The organism is Clostridium sp. DSM 8431 (assembly GCF_900116755.1).
Lineage (GTDB): Bacteria > Bacillota > Clostridia > Clostridiales > Clostridiaceae > Clostridium.
The window spans coordinates 1-15,816 of sequence record NZ_FPBY01000078.1 but is presented as its reverse complement, the minus strand read 5'-3'; the positions used below and the strand labels follow the sequence as shown (position 1 = coordinate 15,816).

Here is a 15,816-nt window from a genome sequence, read left to right as displayed (position 1 = left end):
AAAAACTTACTCATAAAAGAATTGCTGGTTCTTAACTTTATCTGTATCTGTTCAATTTTCAAAGACCAATTTATCTCGTCGCCCTCAAGCGACTCATTTAGTATATCATTCGCTTCTACATCTGTCAACAAGTTTTTTTCATTTTTTCAAAAACTTTATTGTTTCGTATCAGCGACGTGTTTTATCTTATCATGTTAGCAGCATAATATCCCCATATTTAATGCCATTAGTGCAAATTAATCCATGTATACTACATAATTCTTCTATTTATTATGATATATATATGTCGATACACCTGGAATAGTTTAATCCAGATTATATTATATATCTACTACTTTATTAAATTCTTGACAGTCATTTTCTTCAATAATATAATAAGTCTAAATAGATAGATGTATACGTATTAATAGGGGGTATGAATTTAAAATTTATACCCATTTTTACTACTCAATCTTCTATTAGCACATTACAGTATGAAAGGATGTGAGTAGTCCTAATTCATTTAGGCTATCATATATGTTTGGATTTTTTAAAAAGAAAAATAAAAAAGAAGTAGCTACAGAATCAAAATTAGTAGCAGCAGTTTCAGGAAAGGTTTTACCACTATCTGAAGTTCCAGATCCAGTTTTTGCTCAAAAAATGGCTGGTGATGGTGTTGCAATAGATCCAAATGGTGATGTTGTTGTAGCTCCAGCTGATGGTGAATTATCATTAGTATTTAACACTAAGCATGCTTTCGCAATGACTTTAGATAACGGAGCAGAACTTTTAGTACATATTGGTGTTGATACTGTATCTCTTGAAGGCCAAGGTTTCGAACAACTTGCTGAAGCTGGTACTAAGGTAAAGGCAGGTACTCCAATAATAAAAATCGATAGAGAATTTATTAAGAGTAAAGGTCTTTCATTAATGACTCCTGTATTAATAACAAACCCTGATTCATTTGAAATAAAAGCTATTGAAAATATAGACGGTGTTGCAGGTGAAACAAAAATATTAGAATTCAAAGCAAAATAATTAACATAAAAAGCCCCTAGCATCTTATGCTAAGGGCTTTTATTTATTTCATCTGCTTACTTGTTATATAATAAGTAATATGATCTCTCCATTTTCCATCTATAAATAAATACTCTTCATTTAATCCTAATTCCTTAAAGCCACAAGCTTTTAAAACATTTTTTGAACGCTCATTATCTACTAGTGCTGAAGCCTCTATCCTATGAAGCCTAAATTCTCTAAATATATATTCCAAAGCCAATTTCACAGCCTGCTTCATATAACCTTTTCCCTGCTCATCTTGGTCAATAGAATATCCTATTACTCCATTTTTTAATATTCCACCAACTATATTAGAAACTTTTACTTTTCCTATAAGCTTTCCTTCCTTAAAAATTCCCATATCTACAGTTGTTCCATTTAAAAATTGTCTATAGCTTTCACTTATTAATTCCTTTTGAACTTCTAATGTATAAAAACTATTATCCCTATTAGGTTCAAAAGCTCTTAAGTGTTCTTTATTTCTTATATAATATTGCAATAAGTCTTCTGCATTTTCTAATGTAAGAAGTCTTAGTTCTATATCTTCGCCTTCTAAATCTACAAAATTAATTCTCTGACATTCATAATAATCATTTCTCGTAATTCCCATACTTATTTCATTACTATATTCTCCACGAAAATATATGTTATCAAAGAATATTCCCTGCAATATGAATCCTAAATCTAAAAAAGATGATACATTTATAGAATCTATTGTACATATATTAATTTTATTTATATCTATATTCTTGAAAATTGCTTGCACTATTAGCTTTAAAGTTTCTTTCAATAAATCATAATCATTTTCTCTATAGAAGTTTAACTTAACACTACAATTTCTATTTTCTTCATCTAAATTAGTTATGCTAAATACTCCAATATTAATTGAGTCTTTATCTCTTATAATATAATCCTCTTCAGTATTAGCTATTTTCATAATTGTTACTTTCTGCTTCTGTGGCATTAAATGTCATCTCCTAAAAATTAATCAATATCGCAATACTTCAATTATATATTAAATAAACAATATTCATCAATAATTTTAGAGATTAAAATGGGATAGAATTTAATTCATTCTATCCCGCCTATAACTACTTTTTATTCATTCCCAAAATATCTTTAATAACTTCTCCACCAATTATCATTCCTGCTACTGGTGGTACAAAAGAAATACTTCCTGGTATTTGTCTCTTAGCAGCACATTTTTTAGTTTCACCTGTACAAACACATCCTGTTTTACATGTAACAACATCTTCAGTTCTTGGTTTAACTGGTATTTCTTCAGAATAAAGTACTTTTAATTTTTTTATTCCTCTTTTCTTAAGTTCATGTCTCATTACTTTAGCTAAAGGACAAACTTTTGTTTTATATATATCTGAAATTTTGAACATTGTTGGATCAAACTTATTTCCAGTTCCCATAGATGATATTATCTTTATATCCTTCTTAGTACAATATTCAACTAATGCTATCTTTGCAGAAACTGTATCTATAGCATCAACTACGTAATCAGCATCATCTGGAATTAATTCTGGAATATTATCTGCTGTTACAAAAACTTGATGTGTTATTACATTGCAGTTTCTATTAATTGAAAGTATTCTTTCCTTCATAACATCTACTTTGGGTTGACTTATAGTTTTGTATGTAGCATGTATTTGTCTATTTAAGTTAGTAAGACAAACAGTATCATCATCAATAAGTATAATTTCTCCTACCCCTGCTCTTGTTAAAGCTTCAACAGTAAAACTTCCTACTCCTCCAACTCCAAAAACAACTACTTTACTATTTTTTAATTTATCTAATCCTTCTTCCCCTATTAATAACTCTGTTCTGGAAAGACTATGTTGTGATCTAGCCATTCTATAAAGCACCTTCTCTCAAATTTTTATTGTTTATTTTTAATTCTTATATGAATACAAAGTTTTTTAATATAAACATTATATACATATCTTTAATAATTTGTATATAAATTAATTATATTATTTACTTTTTAATATATATAATATATAAATTCTCCACCATAGTAAATTAAATGGTATTTACTTTTAAACTTTGTTAAACTATATCTATGATAATAAAAAGTTTAAGAAAAAATTACAACTTGATTTTTAGGAGGATGTTAAATGACTTTTGGAATTATCGCTGCAATGAGCGAAGAATTAGAAATATTACTTAAAGACATGGAACTTGAAGAAAAAAAAGTTAAAGCTAATATGACTTTTAACAAAGGAAAACTATGGGGCAAAGATGTGGTAGCAGTAGTATGTGGTATAGGTAAGGTAAATGCCGCTATATGTGCTCAAATATTAGCTTCAGAATTCAAAGTTGATAGAATTATAAATGTTGGAGTTGCTGGTGGTATAGGTAAAGAAATATATCCTGGAGATATAGTTATAGCAGAAAATCTAGTTGAACATGATATGGATACTACTGCATTTGGTGATCCACATGGCCAAGTTCCTAGACTTGATACTTTTGATTTTAAATGTGACGCTGACTTAATTCAAGCTGCAAAAAAAGCATGTGCTACATTAGGAGATGACATTCATACATTTACAGGAAGAATTGTTTCTGGTGATGTATTTGTTGCTGATTTAGAAAAAATTCAATGGCTTGAAAAAGAATTTAATGCTCTATCATGCGAAATGGAAGGTGCAAGTATAGCACATACATGTTACTTAAACAGTATTCCTTTCGTTGTAATAAGATCAATTTCTGATAATGCTAATAATGGAGCTCATATGGACTATGAAAAGTTTACTCCAATTGCAGTAAAGAACTCTACTAAGCTATTAAAAGAAATGCTTCTATCTATATAGAGAGAAATTTATTTTTAACACTTTAATTTTAAAGTTCTAAAAACAAAATAAGGTATATCTGAATGACTAAATTTAATTCAGATATACCTTATTATTTTATCTTTAACTTAACTTATGAACAAATAATCCACTTCTAAGCTTTGGTTCAAACCAAGTTGATTTAGGAGGCATTACTTCTCCAATATCAGCTACATTCATAATATCTGATACTTCTGTTGGATACATAGAGAAAGCTATCTTCATATCTTTATGAACTCTTCTTTCAAGTTCATCTATACCTCTTATTCCTCCGATAAAGTCAATTCTATCAGAAGTTCTTACATCTTCAATTCCTAATATAGGAGTTAGAACATTATTTTGAAGTATAGCAACATCAAGAGAAGCTATTGGGTCTTCCTTATCATAAATTCCATCCTTAGCTTCAAGTAAATACCATTCGTCTTCAATAAACATACCAAATGTATGCTTTTTACTTGGTTTCACTTGAGCAGCTGATTTAGATACGATAAACTTTTCTTCAAGTTTATTAATAAGTTCTGCCTTAGTTAATCCATTTGTATCTTTTACTACTCTGTTATAATCCATAACCATTAAATCATTGTCAGGGAATGCAACAGCTAAGAAATAATTAAATTCTTCTTCTCCAGTGTAATCAGGATGAGCTTTTCTTCTCTTTAATCCTACTTTTACAGCTGAAGCTGATCTATGATGTCCATCTGCTATATAGAAGGCATTAACATCCTTAAATAAAGCAATAATTTCATTTACTATTATTTCATTGTCAATAACCCATACTATATGACTTATTCCATCTTCTGATGTAAAGTTATAAACAGGTTCTCTCTTACACCAAGCCTTGATAACTTCTGATGCAACATCATCTTCTTTATAAGTCAAGAAAATTGGACCTGTGTTAGCATCACAGTAATCAACATGGTTTATTCTATCTAATTCTTTATCAGCTCTAGTAAATTCATGCTTCTTAATATTATTGTTTATATAATCATCAATTGATGCACAGAAAACTAATCCTGTTTGTGCTCTGCCATTCATAATTTGCCTGTAAATATAAAGACATGGCTTATCATCTCTAATATATTGACCTTCAGAGATCATCTTATCAAGATTTTCTCTGGCTTTTTCATAAACCTTTTTATCATGTACATCTACTGAAGGATCTAAATCTACTTCAGCTCTATCTACATGAAGAAATGAATAAGGATCATCCTTAACCATTTCTCTTGCTTCTTCACTATTCATTACATCATAAGGAAGAGCAGCAATTTTTGAAGCTAATTCTTTTACTGGCCTGATACCGTTAAAGGCTTTTACAACAACAGCCATCTAATTTCCTCCTAAATATTATTAATTAAAGATTGAAGAACCCTTTAATTGTTGAAACTACTTCTTCACCAATTCTAGTTTGAGCTTCCTTAGTTGATGCTCCAATGTGAGGAGTAACACTTACAGCTGGATGATTTACTAATTCTTTGTTAGCAGTTGGTTCTTGTTCAAATACATCAATACCAGCTCCAGCAACTTTACCACTATTTAAAGCATCTAATAAAGCTGCTTCATCAACAACTTTTCCTCTTGCACAGTTTATAAGAAATACTCCGTCCTTCATCATTTCAAATTCTTTAGTGCTTATCAATGATCCCTTAGTCTTATCATATGGAACATGTAATGATATAAAGTCTGCAGTCTTTAATAATTCATCCATTTCTAAGAAATCATAAGATAATGAATCTTGTTTTCCGAATAAATCAGTATATACAACTTTCATTCCAAGTGCTACTGCTTTTTCTGCAAGGCTTCTTCCGATTCTTCCCATTCCTATGATACCTAAAGTCTTACCGCTTATTTCAACACCTTTATATTTCTTTTTGTTCCATTCATCATTTCTCATAGTTACATTTGCAATGTTTACGAATCTTGCTACTGCAAACATATGAGCTACTGCAAGTTCTGCAACTGAGTTTGAGCTTGCATTTGGCGTATTTTTAACTGTAACACCATTATCTTTAGCAGCTTGTAAATCTATATTATCTACACCAACACCAGCTCTTACTATTAATTTTAAGTTTCCACCAGCTTCTCTATCTATAATTTCTTTAGTTAATTTTGTAGCAGATCTAATTACAATTGCATCAAAATCCTTTAAAGCTTCTCCTAATTTATCTTGTTCTATATGATCATTTACGACTTCAATACCAGCCTTTTGTAATTCAGCTATAGCTGCAGCTTCTAAGCCGTCGTTTGTTAATACTCTAACCATTTTTAATATCCCCCTTTTAAGACTTATTATTTACGTATAGTTTATGAGAGTTTAAAGACTTTCTCTAATCTTTAAACTCTCTTAATAAACTAAAGTCCTAATATTTCATCTATATTCTTTAATAATTCTTTAACTTCTTCAACTGTACAGTCTGCCATATGAGCAATTCTGAAAGTCTTATTCTTTAAGTTTCCATATCCATTAGAGATTTGGAATCCTCTTTCACCTAATGCTTTATTTAAAGCTGCAACATCAATGTTTCTTGTATTAGCAACATTAGTTACTGTATTAGATAAATGATTTTCATCTGAATATAATGCAAAGTTTTTCTTTGCCCAATCTCTAACTATTTGAGCCATCTCTTTATGTCTTGCAAATCTGTTTTCAAGACCTTCAACATTTAATATTTGATCTAATTGATAATCTAGAGCAAACATATGTGATAAAGATGGAGTTGATGGATATTGATAATCCTTCTTTTGAATATAGTCATATAATCTTAATAAGTCTAAATAGAATCCTCTATGAGGTACTTCCTTAGCTCTATCTCTTGCTTTATCTGAGAAAGTACATACTGCTAATCCTGGAGGCAATCCAAGACATTTTTGTGATGATGTTATACAAACATCAATACCACACTTATCTACTTCCACCTTACTTCCTGCTGCTGAACTTACCATATCAACTATGAATACAACATCAGGATATTTCTTAACAACTTCTCCTATTTCTTCTACTGGATTCATGATACCTGTAGAAGTTTCATTATGAGTTACAGCTACTAAATCATATTTACCAGTTGCTAATGCCTTATCAACTTCTGCTGGATCTACAGCTTTACCCATTTCTACTTCAAATAAATCTGCTGGTACATTATTTTCTACAGCCATCTCGTACCATCTCTTACCAAATGCCCCAACTGAGAATACTGCTGCTCTCTTTAATGTACAACTTCTAATAGCACCTTCCATAAGACCACTACCAGATGATGTTGAAATTAAGATCTCATTCTTTGTATAGAATAATTTTCTTAGATTGTCACTGATTCTTCTTTGTAATTCAGAAGCATCTTTACCTCTATGACCCATCATAGGTGTAGCCATTTTATTTAGGACTTCAGGAATTACTTCAACTGGTCCTGGAATAAATAATTTCTTATGCATAATGCATTTCCCCCCAATTTTTTTTATTATTTTATTAAGCGATTTCTAAATTTTCTGCTTATTTGTTAATTTTACTACTATTTCCATATTAATTCAATACCCCCAATATATATATTTACATAATATAGTCATATATTACACTTTATATTTTTTTCTTATATTACCTTAATATAGTTTTTTTACAAAAATGTTGCTATTGCTCAACGCATATGGTATTATTAACTATATAAAAAGATAAATATTAACCGAAAAGAGGGTTGCATTAATGAAGCTAGAAATAAACAACTTACACAAATCATTTAATGGCACAGAAGTTCTACATGGAATTTCATTTTCAACAAGCAGCGGAAAAGCACTTGGTTTATTAGGACGAAACGGTGCTGGAAAAACTACTACCATTCGTATATTAATGAATGTTTTTAATTGTGATAAAGGAGAAATACTTATTGATGGAAAAAAGTTTAATCCAAATGAGCATCATATAGGTTATCTTCCTGAAGAACGTGGTTTATATCCAAAAAAGAAAGTAATTGAACAAATCACTTACTTAGGTACACTAAGAGGGCTTAATAAAAAGGAAGCTCTATCTAGTGCAAAAAAATGGCTTTCAAAATTAGGAATCTCTGAATATGAAAACAAATTACTTGAAACACTTTCTAAAGGTAATCAGCAAAAAGTTCAGTTAGCACAAACACTAGTATGTTCTCCTGAAATTATAATTCTTGATGAACCTTTTAGTGGACTTGATCCAGTAAATTCTCAAATATTAAAAGATGTTATTCGTGAACTTATAGAAGATAATAAAATTGTTATTTTCTCTAGCCATCAAATGAGCTATGTAGAAGAATTTTGCGAAGATATTGTAATAATAAACAAAGGAACTGTAGCTCTTGAAGGAAACCTAAAAGAACTTAAGAAAACTTTTGGTGAAAATAGAATTATCCTAAGTGCTTCAAATTACACTCCTGATAAACTTTCAGAAATAATGGAAGATAAATTTAAAAATCTTGCAGGTGTACATGACATTCGTAAAGATTTCATTATTTTAGAATTAACTTCAGACACATCAAAAAATGACTTATTAAAAGAAATTATGAATACTGATATTGATATAGAAAAGTTTGGAATATACGAACCTTCATTAAATGATATTTTTGTATTAAAGGCAGGTGACAAATAAGATGAAACAATTCTTTACAGTCTTAAATTTTGAACTAAGTAACTATTTTAAAAACAAATCTTATTTACTAACTACTATTTTGATATCTATATTTTTAATTGTAGGTCTTTCTATACCAAGATTCTTTGATGCTGGTAAGTTATTTAATAGTTCTAATGATGATAAAGAAAATACTATTGTTGTTTATGATAAAAATAACATTTTAGAAAACGTAGATATACTTGAACCTTATTTTCTAGACGCAAAAATCACAAGTGCTGATAGCGAAAGTAATGCAGAAAATATGATAAATGACAAAGATGCTGATGCTGGTTTTATAATAAATTCTTTTGATGATTATACTTATTTAGTTTATAACAATGGATTTAATGATGATAATCAAAAGATTTACGAACAAGCTATCTCAAGAATTTTTAGAGATTCTTATTTAACTTCAAAGGGAATTAATGCTGAAGAAATAGAAAGCTTATTCAATATGCCTATAAATTCAGATATACAAGTTTTAGGAAAAGATAGTGTAAGCAATTATGCATATACTTACGGACTAATATTTATAATTTATATAGTTGTATTAACTTACGGACAACTAATAGCTACTTCTGTTACTAGTGAAAAGAGTAATAGAGCTATAGAGGTTTTAGTTACAAGTGCAAGTACTAATAGTCTTATATTTGGAAAAGTAATTGCTGGAGCTATAGCTAGTCTTATTCAAGTAGGAATAATTATTTCATCTGGATTAATAAGTTACAAGTTTAACAGCGATGCTTGGGATAATAAATTAGATATGGTTTTTGATATACCTTCTGAAGTATTATTATGTTTTGCAGTTTTCGGTGTATTAGGTTTCTTATTCTATAGCTTTATATTTGGTACTTTAGGAGCTTTAGTTTCCAAAACTGAAGATATAAGCAAGAGCGTAATGCCAATAACTATGATATTTGTTGTGATATTTATGCTTGTTATGATTAACCTTACAAATACTGATGGAACAGTAGTAAAAATATTATCATATATACCATTTAGTTCTTTAATAGCAATGTTCACAAGATCTGCTATGGGAACAGTAGCAACCGTTGAAATCTTAATATCTCTAGCTATATTAATAGCCTCAACTATTGTAACAGGTTTATTAGCATCTAAGATATATAGAAGAGCAACATTAATGTATGGAAATCCTATTAAGCTTACAAAAGCATTAAAATGGATTAAAAAAGAAGACTAATATAAAAAATGTGGTGTACAAAAGTACACCACATTTTTTATTCACAACTTTATATATTTATCCACAAACTTATTATATTTTCTTCTTCTTTTTGTGGATTATCTCATCCATACCTTTGTTAAAAATAATATTATTAAGAAATACATTACTCCAAAGGCTAATACTATAGGAATTAAAAGTTCTGAAAGAGCAATTATAAGCGCTACTATATCTTTTGATCCAAGGTTAGCTTCTTTTAATTCTTTGAATTGCTGCTCTTCTTTAAGTCTTTCCTCTTCAGTCTTATGCCTCTGTCTTCCAAGTAATCTTTCAGATATACTAGGCAAATTCATATTCTACTCTTCCCCTGCATAATGACATGCAACAAAATGTCCTTTTTTAACTTCTCTGTATTCAGGTACATCTGTTTTACACTTTTCTGTTGCACGTGGGCATCTTGTATGGAACTTACATCCCTTTGGAGGATTAGCTGGTGATGGAAGATCACCTGTTAATATAATTCTTTCTCTCTTTACTGTTGGATCAGGAATTGGAATTGCTGATAGTAAAGCTTTTGTATAAGGATGCATAGGATTTTCAAATAATTCATCCTTATCTGCAAGTTCCATCATATTACCAAGATACATAACTCCAACTCTATCACATAAATGTTCAACTACAGAAAGGTCATGTGATATGAACATATATGAGAATCCTTTTTCTTTTTGTAACTTAACTAAAAGATTTATAATTTGAGCTTGAATTGATACATCAAGAGCTGATACTGGTTCATCAGCAACTATAAAATCTGGCTCTAATGCTAATGCTCTTGCTATACCTATTCTTTGTCTTTGTCCACCTGAGAATTCATGTGGAAATCTATCTATATAATAATCTGGAAGACCACATTGTTCCATTATCTTTAAAACTCTATCTCTAAGTTCAGCCTTAGTAACCATCTTATGGTCAATTAAAGCTTCGCCAATTATATTTCCTACAGTCATTCTTGAATCTAATGATGCATAAGGGTCTTGGAATATAAGCTGCATTTTAGGTCTTAACTTTCTTAATTCACTTTTCTTCATAGTAGTTATATCTTGTCCCTTAAAATAAACCTTACCTGAAGTTGGTTTAAGTAATTGAAGAATAGTTCTTCCTGTTGTTGATTTACCACATCCTGATTCTCCAACAATTCCAAGGGTTTCACCTTTTTTTATCTCTAAAGATATATTATCTACTGCTTTAACGTGTCCTACAGTTCTTCCAAAGAAACCACCTTTAATAGGGAAGTATTGTTTTAGGTTTTCCACCTTTAATAAAGTTTCTTCTTGCATTACTTATTCCCCTCCTTCTTATATTCATCATCACATAGCCAACATGCAACCTTATGTCTATTTCCTATATCATGTAACACAGGAATTGAATTTTTACATACATCCATACAATGACTACATCTTTCATTAAAGTAGCATGAGTCCTTAATTCCTACTGGATTAGGAACTTGTCCAGGGATTGAATAAAGTTCTTCTTTTCTTTCATGAATAGAAGGCTTAGATTTTAATAATCCAATTGTATATGGATGTGTAGGGTTTTTAAATATTTCTAATACAGGTCCTTCTTCAATAACTTTTCCTGCATACATAACAACAACATAGTCAGCCATTTCAGCAACAACACCAAGGTCATGAGTAATCATTAAAATAGCAGTATTGTGAGTCTTCTTTATTCCTCGCATAAGGTCAAGTATCTGTGCTTGAATAGTAACATCTAATGCTGTTGTTGGTTCGTCTGCAATAAGAAGTTTAGGGTTACATGCAAGTCCCATAGCAATCATAACTCTTTGTCTCATACCACCTGATAATTCATGTGGATAGCAATCTACTATTTCATCTGCTCTAGGAATTCCAACTTCTTTTAATAAGCTTATTGCTTTTTCTCTTGCAGCTTTCTTATCTAACTTTTCATGTAATATTAATGTCTCCATTATTTGAAATCCAATAGTAAATACAGGATTAAGAGAGCTCATAGGTTCTTGGAATATCATTGCGATATCTTTTCCTCTTATTGCACACATTTCATCATCTGAAAGCTCTAAAAGATTTCTTCCATCAAATAATATTTCTCCACCATCTATGTATCCATTATCTGCTATAAGTCTCATAACACTCATCGATGTAATTGATTTTCCACAACCAGATTCACCAACTATACAAACAGTTTCTCCCTTTCTAACACTAAAAGAAACATCATTTACAGCTTTAACAGTTCCTGCTTCTATTTTGAAATAAGTTTTCAAATTCTTTACTTCTAATAATTTTTCGCTCATAATTACTACTCCTATCTATTCTTCTTAGGATCTAATGCGTCTCTAAGAGCATCACCAAATAAGTTAACACCAAGTGTAATTAATAATATACAAACTCCAGGTGGTACCCAAAGCCAAGGTCTCTTTTCGATATTTGCCTGTGAATTTGCTGCATTTATCATGTTACCCCATGATGGAATAGGTTCTGTTACACCAACACCTAAATAACTTAATGCTGATTCAGTAATTATGAAAGATCCAATTCCAAGTGTTGCATTAACTATTAATATTGGAATTACATTAGGAATAAGATGTCTTAAAATTTTTCTAGTATCTTTTAATCCTAATGCTTCTGTAGCTTGCATGAATTCTTGTTCTCTAAGGCTTAATATTTCACCTCTTACAAGTCTTGCTATACTACCCCAGCTAAGAACACCCATTATGAATATTAAATAGATAACTCTTACTTTTGCTGGAACTTGTAATTCTGAAAGTATACTACCTAATATTATGATTACAGGCAAGAAAGGTAATGACATCCAAACATCAGCTAATGACATTAATGCTGTATCAACTTTTCCACCATAATATCCTGCTATAGCACCAATTAATGTTCCTATTATGATTTCTACAGCAACTGATACAACACCAACTAATATAGATATTCTTCCTCCATACATTAATCTAGTAAGAATATCTCTTCCTAACTTATCAGTACCAAGAATATGTCCATTTACCATGAAACCAACTTGCAGGTCATTAGTTTGAGTATTGTAATCATATTTCATAAAAAAAGGTCCAATAAAACATAACGCAACTATAGCAACTATTAAAATTAGCCCAAACATAGCCAGTTTATTTTTCTTTAATCTATTAAATACCACCTTACTAGGAGATACTATTTCATTATTTCTTTCGTCTTTCTTCTTCATAACGCCCCTCCTATTTTAACTTAATTCGTGGATCTACAACTGCATATAATATGTCCGAAAGTAAATTTCCTAGTATAGTTAGAAGACCCATAAACATATTGAATCCCATAAGAAGAGTGTAATCTCTATTTGCAATAGCATCATATGCTACCTTTCCAATTCCAGGCCATACAAAAACAGTTTCTGTTATAATAGCTCCTGCAAAAAGACTTGGTATACTTAAACCTATATATGTTACTATAGGAATTAATCCATTTCTTAATACGTGTCTATAAATAACAACCTTTTCCTTTAAACCTTTAGCTCTAGCAGTTCTTACATAATCTTGTTTTACAACTTCAAGCATAGAAGTTCTTACATATCTAATAAAGCTTCCTACTTGTAAAACAGTTAATGTTATTACAGGCAAAACCATATGCTTCATAATATCTACTGCATTAGATAAACCTGCACTTTCTGAACCTGTTGTAGTCATTCCTCCTATAGGAAGAATTTTTAAATCAATTGAAAAAACCTTCATAAGTACCATTGCCAAGAAGAAACTTGGAGCTGACATGGTAAAAAACGCTATAAAAGTCCATGCTTTATCAAAGCCTGAGTATTGTTTTACCGCGGAGGTTATTCCCACCGGTATTGCAATTAGTAATGTAATAATAAATGCTGTCATTGCTAGTAAAAATGAATTCCATACATATGTATTTATAACAGTAGATACAGGTTGGCTAAACTTTAAAGAATCACCAAAATCACCTTTTACAGCATGACTCATCCATGATACATATCTTCCTGTTAGTGGTTTATCCAAACCATAAATTTCTTTTAAGTTTTCAATTTTTTCAGCGCTCATGTTTGGATTACTTTTTGCATCAACAAAGTCCCCAGGGATCATACCGATTATAAAGAATAAAATTATCGATAGAACAAGCATAAGCGGTATTGCTTTAAGTATTCTTTTAATAACGTAGCTTATCATATAATCTTCTCCATTCTAAAAATAATATCTATCAGTTAAAAAGGCATCTTTAATAAAAGATGCCTTTAATAACTCCTCTTAAACTTTACTCGGCACTATTCTGATAATTCTGTTTCGTATAGATAGTAACCATAGAATTGATAAGGTGAAACCTTAAAGTTCTTAACTCTTCCATTAAATGCATATAAATCACTTCTTTGATATAATGGAATTTCTGGTAGGTTTTCATTCATTTCAGCATATAAGTCTTTATATAAATCTTTTAACTTATCAGAATCTGTTTCTGCTGTTATAGTATCAAATAATCCATCAACCTTTGCATTGCTGTATCCTAACCAGTTTTGTGGTGCACCAGTTCTATATGTTAATGATGCATCTGGGTTTGCAAGTAATCCATGTGCCATGAAATATAAATCCCATCCATCTGCCTTCTTAATCTTTTGTCTCATTGAAGGGAATTGCATAACTTCACTTGAGAAATCTACACCAATTTCTTTCCAGTCATTTGTTGCTACTGGAACTAAAGCATCAACAACTGGGTTATTTGTAGTTCCTACTAAGTGAACTTGTAGTTTCTTACCATCTTTTTCTCTAATGCCATCTGCTCCTTCTTTCCATCCAGCATCATCAAGAATCTTTTTAGCTTTTTCTAAATCATAGTCATAACTATTTGGTACATCTGTATATACCCATGAAGATTTAGATTGGAAACTTGTCATAACTGACGCATATTTATCATAAACAGTTTGTACTATCTTTGGTCTATTTAAACCTGTCATTAATGCTTGAATAACAGCATTATCTTTTAATACTGAAGAATCTGTGTGATTTACACCAATATATCCATAACCATTAGTTGGGAACATATCATATCCTAAGAATCCAGCAGCCTCAAGTTGATCTACATTATCTACATTTACAGTAGGTTGATCTAAGTCAACTTCTCCTGACTTTAACATAGATATCTTAGTATCATCTGTATTTACTCTCCAGATTACGTTCTTAATCTTTGGAGCTCCTAAATAAGATTTATCATTAGCTTCAATCTTAACTTCTTGTCCTTCAGTGTAACTTACGAATTTATAAGCCCCTGATGTTGGACCTGGATTTGTATATGTTTCTGGCATTCTGTCTGTATTGTTATGTTTGTAATAGTCTTTATAGAAATGTTCAGCAACTGGTTCAATTGTTCCTAAATCATATATTGCTCCTGAACTTGGATTTTCTAATGTAAATTTAATTGTTTGATCATCAACAACTTCAATTCCTGATATATCTTCAGCAGTTCCGTCATAGTATGCTTTTGTTCCAGCAACTACTGTACTTCCTGTTATGAAGTCATTTTCCCCTGAATATGTTTTATCGCACATAATCTTATAAGAGAATGCTATATCCTTAGCTGTTAAAGGTTGCCCATCAGACCACTTTAATCCATCTCTTAACTTAAATGTGTAAGTTAAATTGTCTTCAGAAATTTCATAGCTTTCTGCTAGACGATATTCTGTCATTTCACCTTTTTCATCTGGTGCCATTAATGGTTCAAATAAAGCATGGAATACTTCCCAGTCATATGAACTTGAACTATATCCTAATGGATTAAAACATCCATCAAAGGCAATACTACCGATTACTAAAGTATCAGTTCCCCTACTTGAAGCTGCCTTTGGGCTTTTACTCATATCTGATGCTTCATATTTTGTTGTTGTACTTGATTCTGTGTCATTTGATGCAGTAGTTGAAGATTCTGAAGCGCTATTTCCACATCCTACAGCCATTGAAGCTGTAAGTGCTAGTGCTACTACTGCTGATAACTTTCTTAGTTTCATTATTATCCCCCTTGTATAATCTAGTTGTAACATTTGATAGAAAACTATTTACTATTCTAACGAACATTACATGTCTAAATTGATATTAATTTTCTTAT

General features: G+C 30.5%; 15 protein-coding genes. 4 read left to right on the top strand and 11 right to left on the bottom strand.

What is annotated here, in order from left to right:
- Nucleotides 1-516 precede the first annotated feature (516 nt).
- A complete protein-coding gene (locus tag BM384_RS09465; protein ID WP_090013153.1) occupies nt 517-1,017 on the top strand; it encodes a PTS sugar transporter subunit IIA in 501 nt (166 codons plus the stop codon).
- A 43-nt stretch (nt 1,018-1,060) separates the two neighbouring features.
- Here BM384_RS09465 and BM384_RS09460 read toward each other — a convergent pair whose 3' ends face one another.
- Complete coding sequence (locus tag BM384_RS09460; protein WP_090013151.1) at nt 1,061-2,002, bottom strand: GNAT family N-acetyltransferase; 942 nt, start codon at nt 2,000-2,002, stop codon at nt 1,061-1,063.
- A 127-nt stretch (nt 2,003-2,129) separates the two neighbouring features.
- Nucleotides 2,130-2,900: a tRNA threonylcarbamoyladenosine dehydratase gene (locus tag BM384_RS09455; RefSeq protein WP_090013149.1), complete on the bottom strand. Its 771-nt coding sequence runs from the start codon at nt 2,898-2,900 to the stop codon at nt 2,130-2,132.
- 264 nt (nt 2,901-3,164) lie between these two features.
- Here BM384_RS09455 and BM384_RS09450 point away from each other — a divergent pair, with 264 nt between their 5' ends.
- A complete protein-coding gene (locus tag BM384_RS09450) occupies nt 3,165-3,860 on the top strand; it encodes a 5'-methylthioadenosine/adenosylhomocysteine nucleosidase (protein ID WP_090013147.1) in 696 nt (231 codons plus the stop codon).
- A 102-nt stretch (nt 3,861-3,962) separates the two neighbouring features.
- Here the strand turns inward: BM384_RS09450 and BM384_RS09445 are convergent, their stop codons facing one another.
- The 3 genes from BM384_RS09445 to BM384_RS09435 all read right to left on the bottom strand — a co-directional run bounded on the left by BM384_RS09445 (nt 3,963) and on the right by BM384_RS09435 (nt 7,301).
- Complete coding sequence (locus tag BM384_RS09445; RefSeq protein WP_090013145.1) at nt 3,963-5,204, bottom strand: DUF1015 domain-containing protein; 1,242 nt, start codon at nt 5,202-5,204, stop codon at nt 3,963-3,965.
- A gap of 25 nt (nt 5,205-5,229) precedes the next feature.
- Nucleotides 5,230-6,138: a D-2-hydroxyacid dehydrogenase gene (locus BM384_RS09440; RefSeq protein WP_090013143.1), complete on the bottom strand. Its 909-nt coding sequence runs from the start codon at nt 6,136-6,138 to the stop codon at nt 5,230-5,232.
- Nucleotides 6,139-6,227: 89 nt separating this feature from the next.
- Nucleotides 6,228-7,301: a pyridoxal-phosphate-dependent aminotransferase family protein gene (locus BM384_RS09435; protein WP_090013141.1), complete on the bottom strand. Its 1,074-nt coding sequence runs from the start codon at nt 7,299-7,301 to the stop codon at nt 6,228-6,230.
- 265 nt (nt 7,302-7,566) lie between these two features.
- Here BM384_RS09435 and BM384_RS09430 point away from each other — a divergent pair, with 265 nt between their 5' ends.
- Nucleotides 7,567-8,481, top strand: coding sequence for an ABC transporter ATP-binding protein (locus BM384_RS09430; RefSeq protein WP_090013139.1), 915 nt, complete (start codon nt 7,567-7,569; stop codon nt 8,479-8,481).
- 1 nt (nt 8,482) lies between these two features.
- Nucleotides 8,483-9,703, top strand: a complete 1,221-nt coding sequence (locus tag BM384_RS09425) for an ABC transporter permease (protein ID WP_090013137.1) — start codon at nt 8,483-8,485, stop codon at nt 9,701-9,703.
- Nucleotides 9,704-9,801: 98 nt separating this feature from the next.
- Here the strand turns inward: BM384_RS09425 and BM384_RS09420 are convergent, their stop codons facing one another.
- The 6 genes from BM384_RS09420 to BM384_RS09395 form a co-directional block, all read right to left on the bottom strand.
- Entirely contained in the window at nt 9,802-10,035 is a 234-nt protein-coding gene (locus tag BM384_RS09420; protein ID WP_090013135.1) for a hypothetical protein, read from the bottom strand.
- A 3-nt stretch (nt 10,036-10,038) separates the two neighbouring features.
- Nucleotides 10,039-11,016 (bottom strand): ABC transporter ATP-binding protein, encoded by a 978-nt coding sequence (locus BM384_RS09415; RefSeq protein WP_090013133.1) that lies wholly within the window; start codon nt 11,014-11,016, stop codon nt 10,039-10,041.
- Nucleotides 11,016-12,008 (bottom strand): ABC transporter ATP-binding protein, encoded by a 993-nt coding sequence (locus BM384_RS09410; RefSeq protein ID WP_090013131.1) that lies wholly within the window; start codon nt 12,006-12,008, stop codon nt 11,016-11,018. The genes BM384_RS09415 and BM384_RS09410 overlap by 1 nt, the downstream gene beginning before the upstream one ends.
- Before the next feature lie 11 nt (nt 12,009-12,019).
- Complete coding sequence (opp4C, locus tag BM384_RS09405) at nt 12,020-12,919, bottom strand: oligopeptide ABC transporter permease (protein ID WP_090013130.1); 900 nt, start codon at nt 12,917-12,919, stop codon at nt 12,020-12,022.
- Between the two features lie 10 nt (nt 12,920-12,929).
- On the bottom strand, nt 12,930-13,892 hold the full coding sequence (locus BM384_RS09400) for an ABC transporter permease (protein WP_090013128.1): 963 nt from the start codon (nt 13,890-13,892) through the stop codon (nt 12,930-12,932).
- A 95-nt stretch (nt 13,893-13,987) separates the two neighbouring features.
- Nucleotides 13,988-15,718 (bottom strand): ABC transporter substrate-binding protein, encoded by a 1,731-nt coding sequence (locus BM384_RS09395; RefSeq protein ID WP_175537329.1) that lies wholly within the window; start codon nt 15,716-15,718, stop codon nt 13,988-13,990.
- Nucleotides 15,719-15,816 lie beyond the last annotated feature (98 nt).

Coding starts and splice junctions, on each gene's coding strand:
- BM384_RS09465 (WP_090013153.1), top strand. CDS start 517: ATGTTTGGATTTTTTAAAAAGAAAAATAAAAAAGAAGTAGCTACAGAA.
- BM384_RS09460 (WP_090013151.1), bottom strand. CDS start 2,002: ATGCCACAGAAGCAGAAAGTAACAATTATGAAAATAGCTAATACTGAA.
- BM384_RS09455 (WP_090013149.1), bottom strand. CDS start 2,900: ATGGCTAGATCACAACATAGTCTTTCCAGAACAGAGTTATTAATAGGG.
- BM384_RS09450 (WP_090013147.1), top strand. CDS start 3,165: ATGACTTTTGGAATTATCGCTGCAATGAGCGAAGAATTAGAAATATTA.
- BM384_RS09445 (WP_090013145.1), bottom strand. CDS start 5,204: ATGGCTGTTGTTGTAAAAGCCTTTAACGGTATCAGGCCAGTAAAAGAA.
- BM384_RS09440 (WP_090013143.1), bottom strand. CDS start 6,138: ATGGTTAGAGTATTAACAAACGACGGCTTAGAAGCTGCAGCTATAGCT.
- BM384_RS09435 (WP_090013141.1), bottom strand. CDS start 7,301: ATGCATAAGAAATTATTTATTCCAGGACCAGTTGAAGTAATTCCTGAA.
- BM384_RS09430 (WP_090013139.1), top strand. CDS start 7,567: ATGAAGCTAGAAATAAACAACTTACACAAATCATTTAATGGCACAGAA.
- BM384_RS09425 (WP_090013137.1), top strand. CDS start 8,483: ATGAAACAATTCTTTACAGTCTTAAATTTTGAACTAAGTAACTATTTT.
- BM384_RS09420 (WP_090013135.1), bottom strand. CDS start 10,035: ATGAATTTGCCTAGTATATCTGAAAGATTACTTGGAAGACAGAGGCAT.
- BM384_RS09415 (WP_090013133.1), bottom strand. CDS start 11,016: ATGCAAGAAGAAACTTTATTAAAGGTGGAAAACCTAAAACAATACTTC.
- BM384_RS09410 (WP_090013131.1), bottom strand. CDS start 12,008: ATGAGCGAAAAATTATTAGAAGTAAAGAATTTGAAAACTTATTTCAAA.
- opp4C (WP_090013130.1), bottom strand. CDS start 12,919: ATGAAGAAGAAAGACGAAAGAAATAATGAAATAGTATCTCCTAGTAAG.
- BM384_RS09400 (WP_090013128.1), bottom strand. CDS start 13,892: ATGATAAGCTACGTTATTAAAAGAATACTTAAAGCAATACCGCTTATG.
- BM384_RS09395 (WP_175537329.1), bottom strand. CDS start 15,718: ATGAAACTAAGAAAGTTATCAGCAGTAGTAGCACTAGCACTTACAGCT.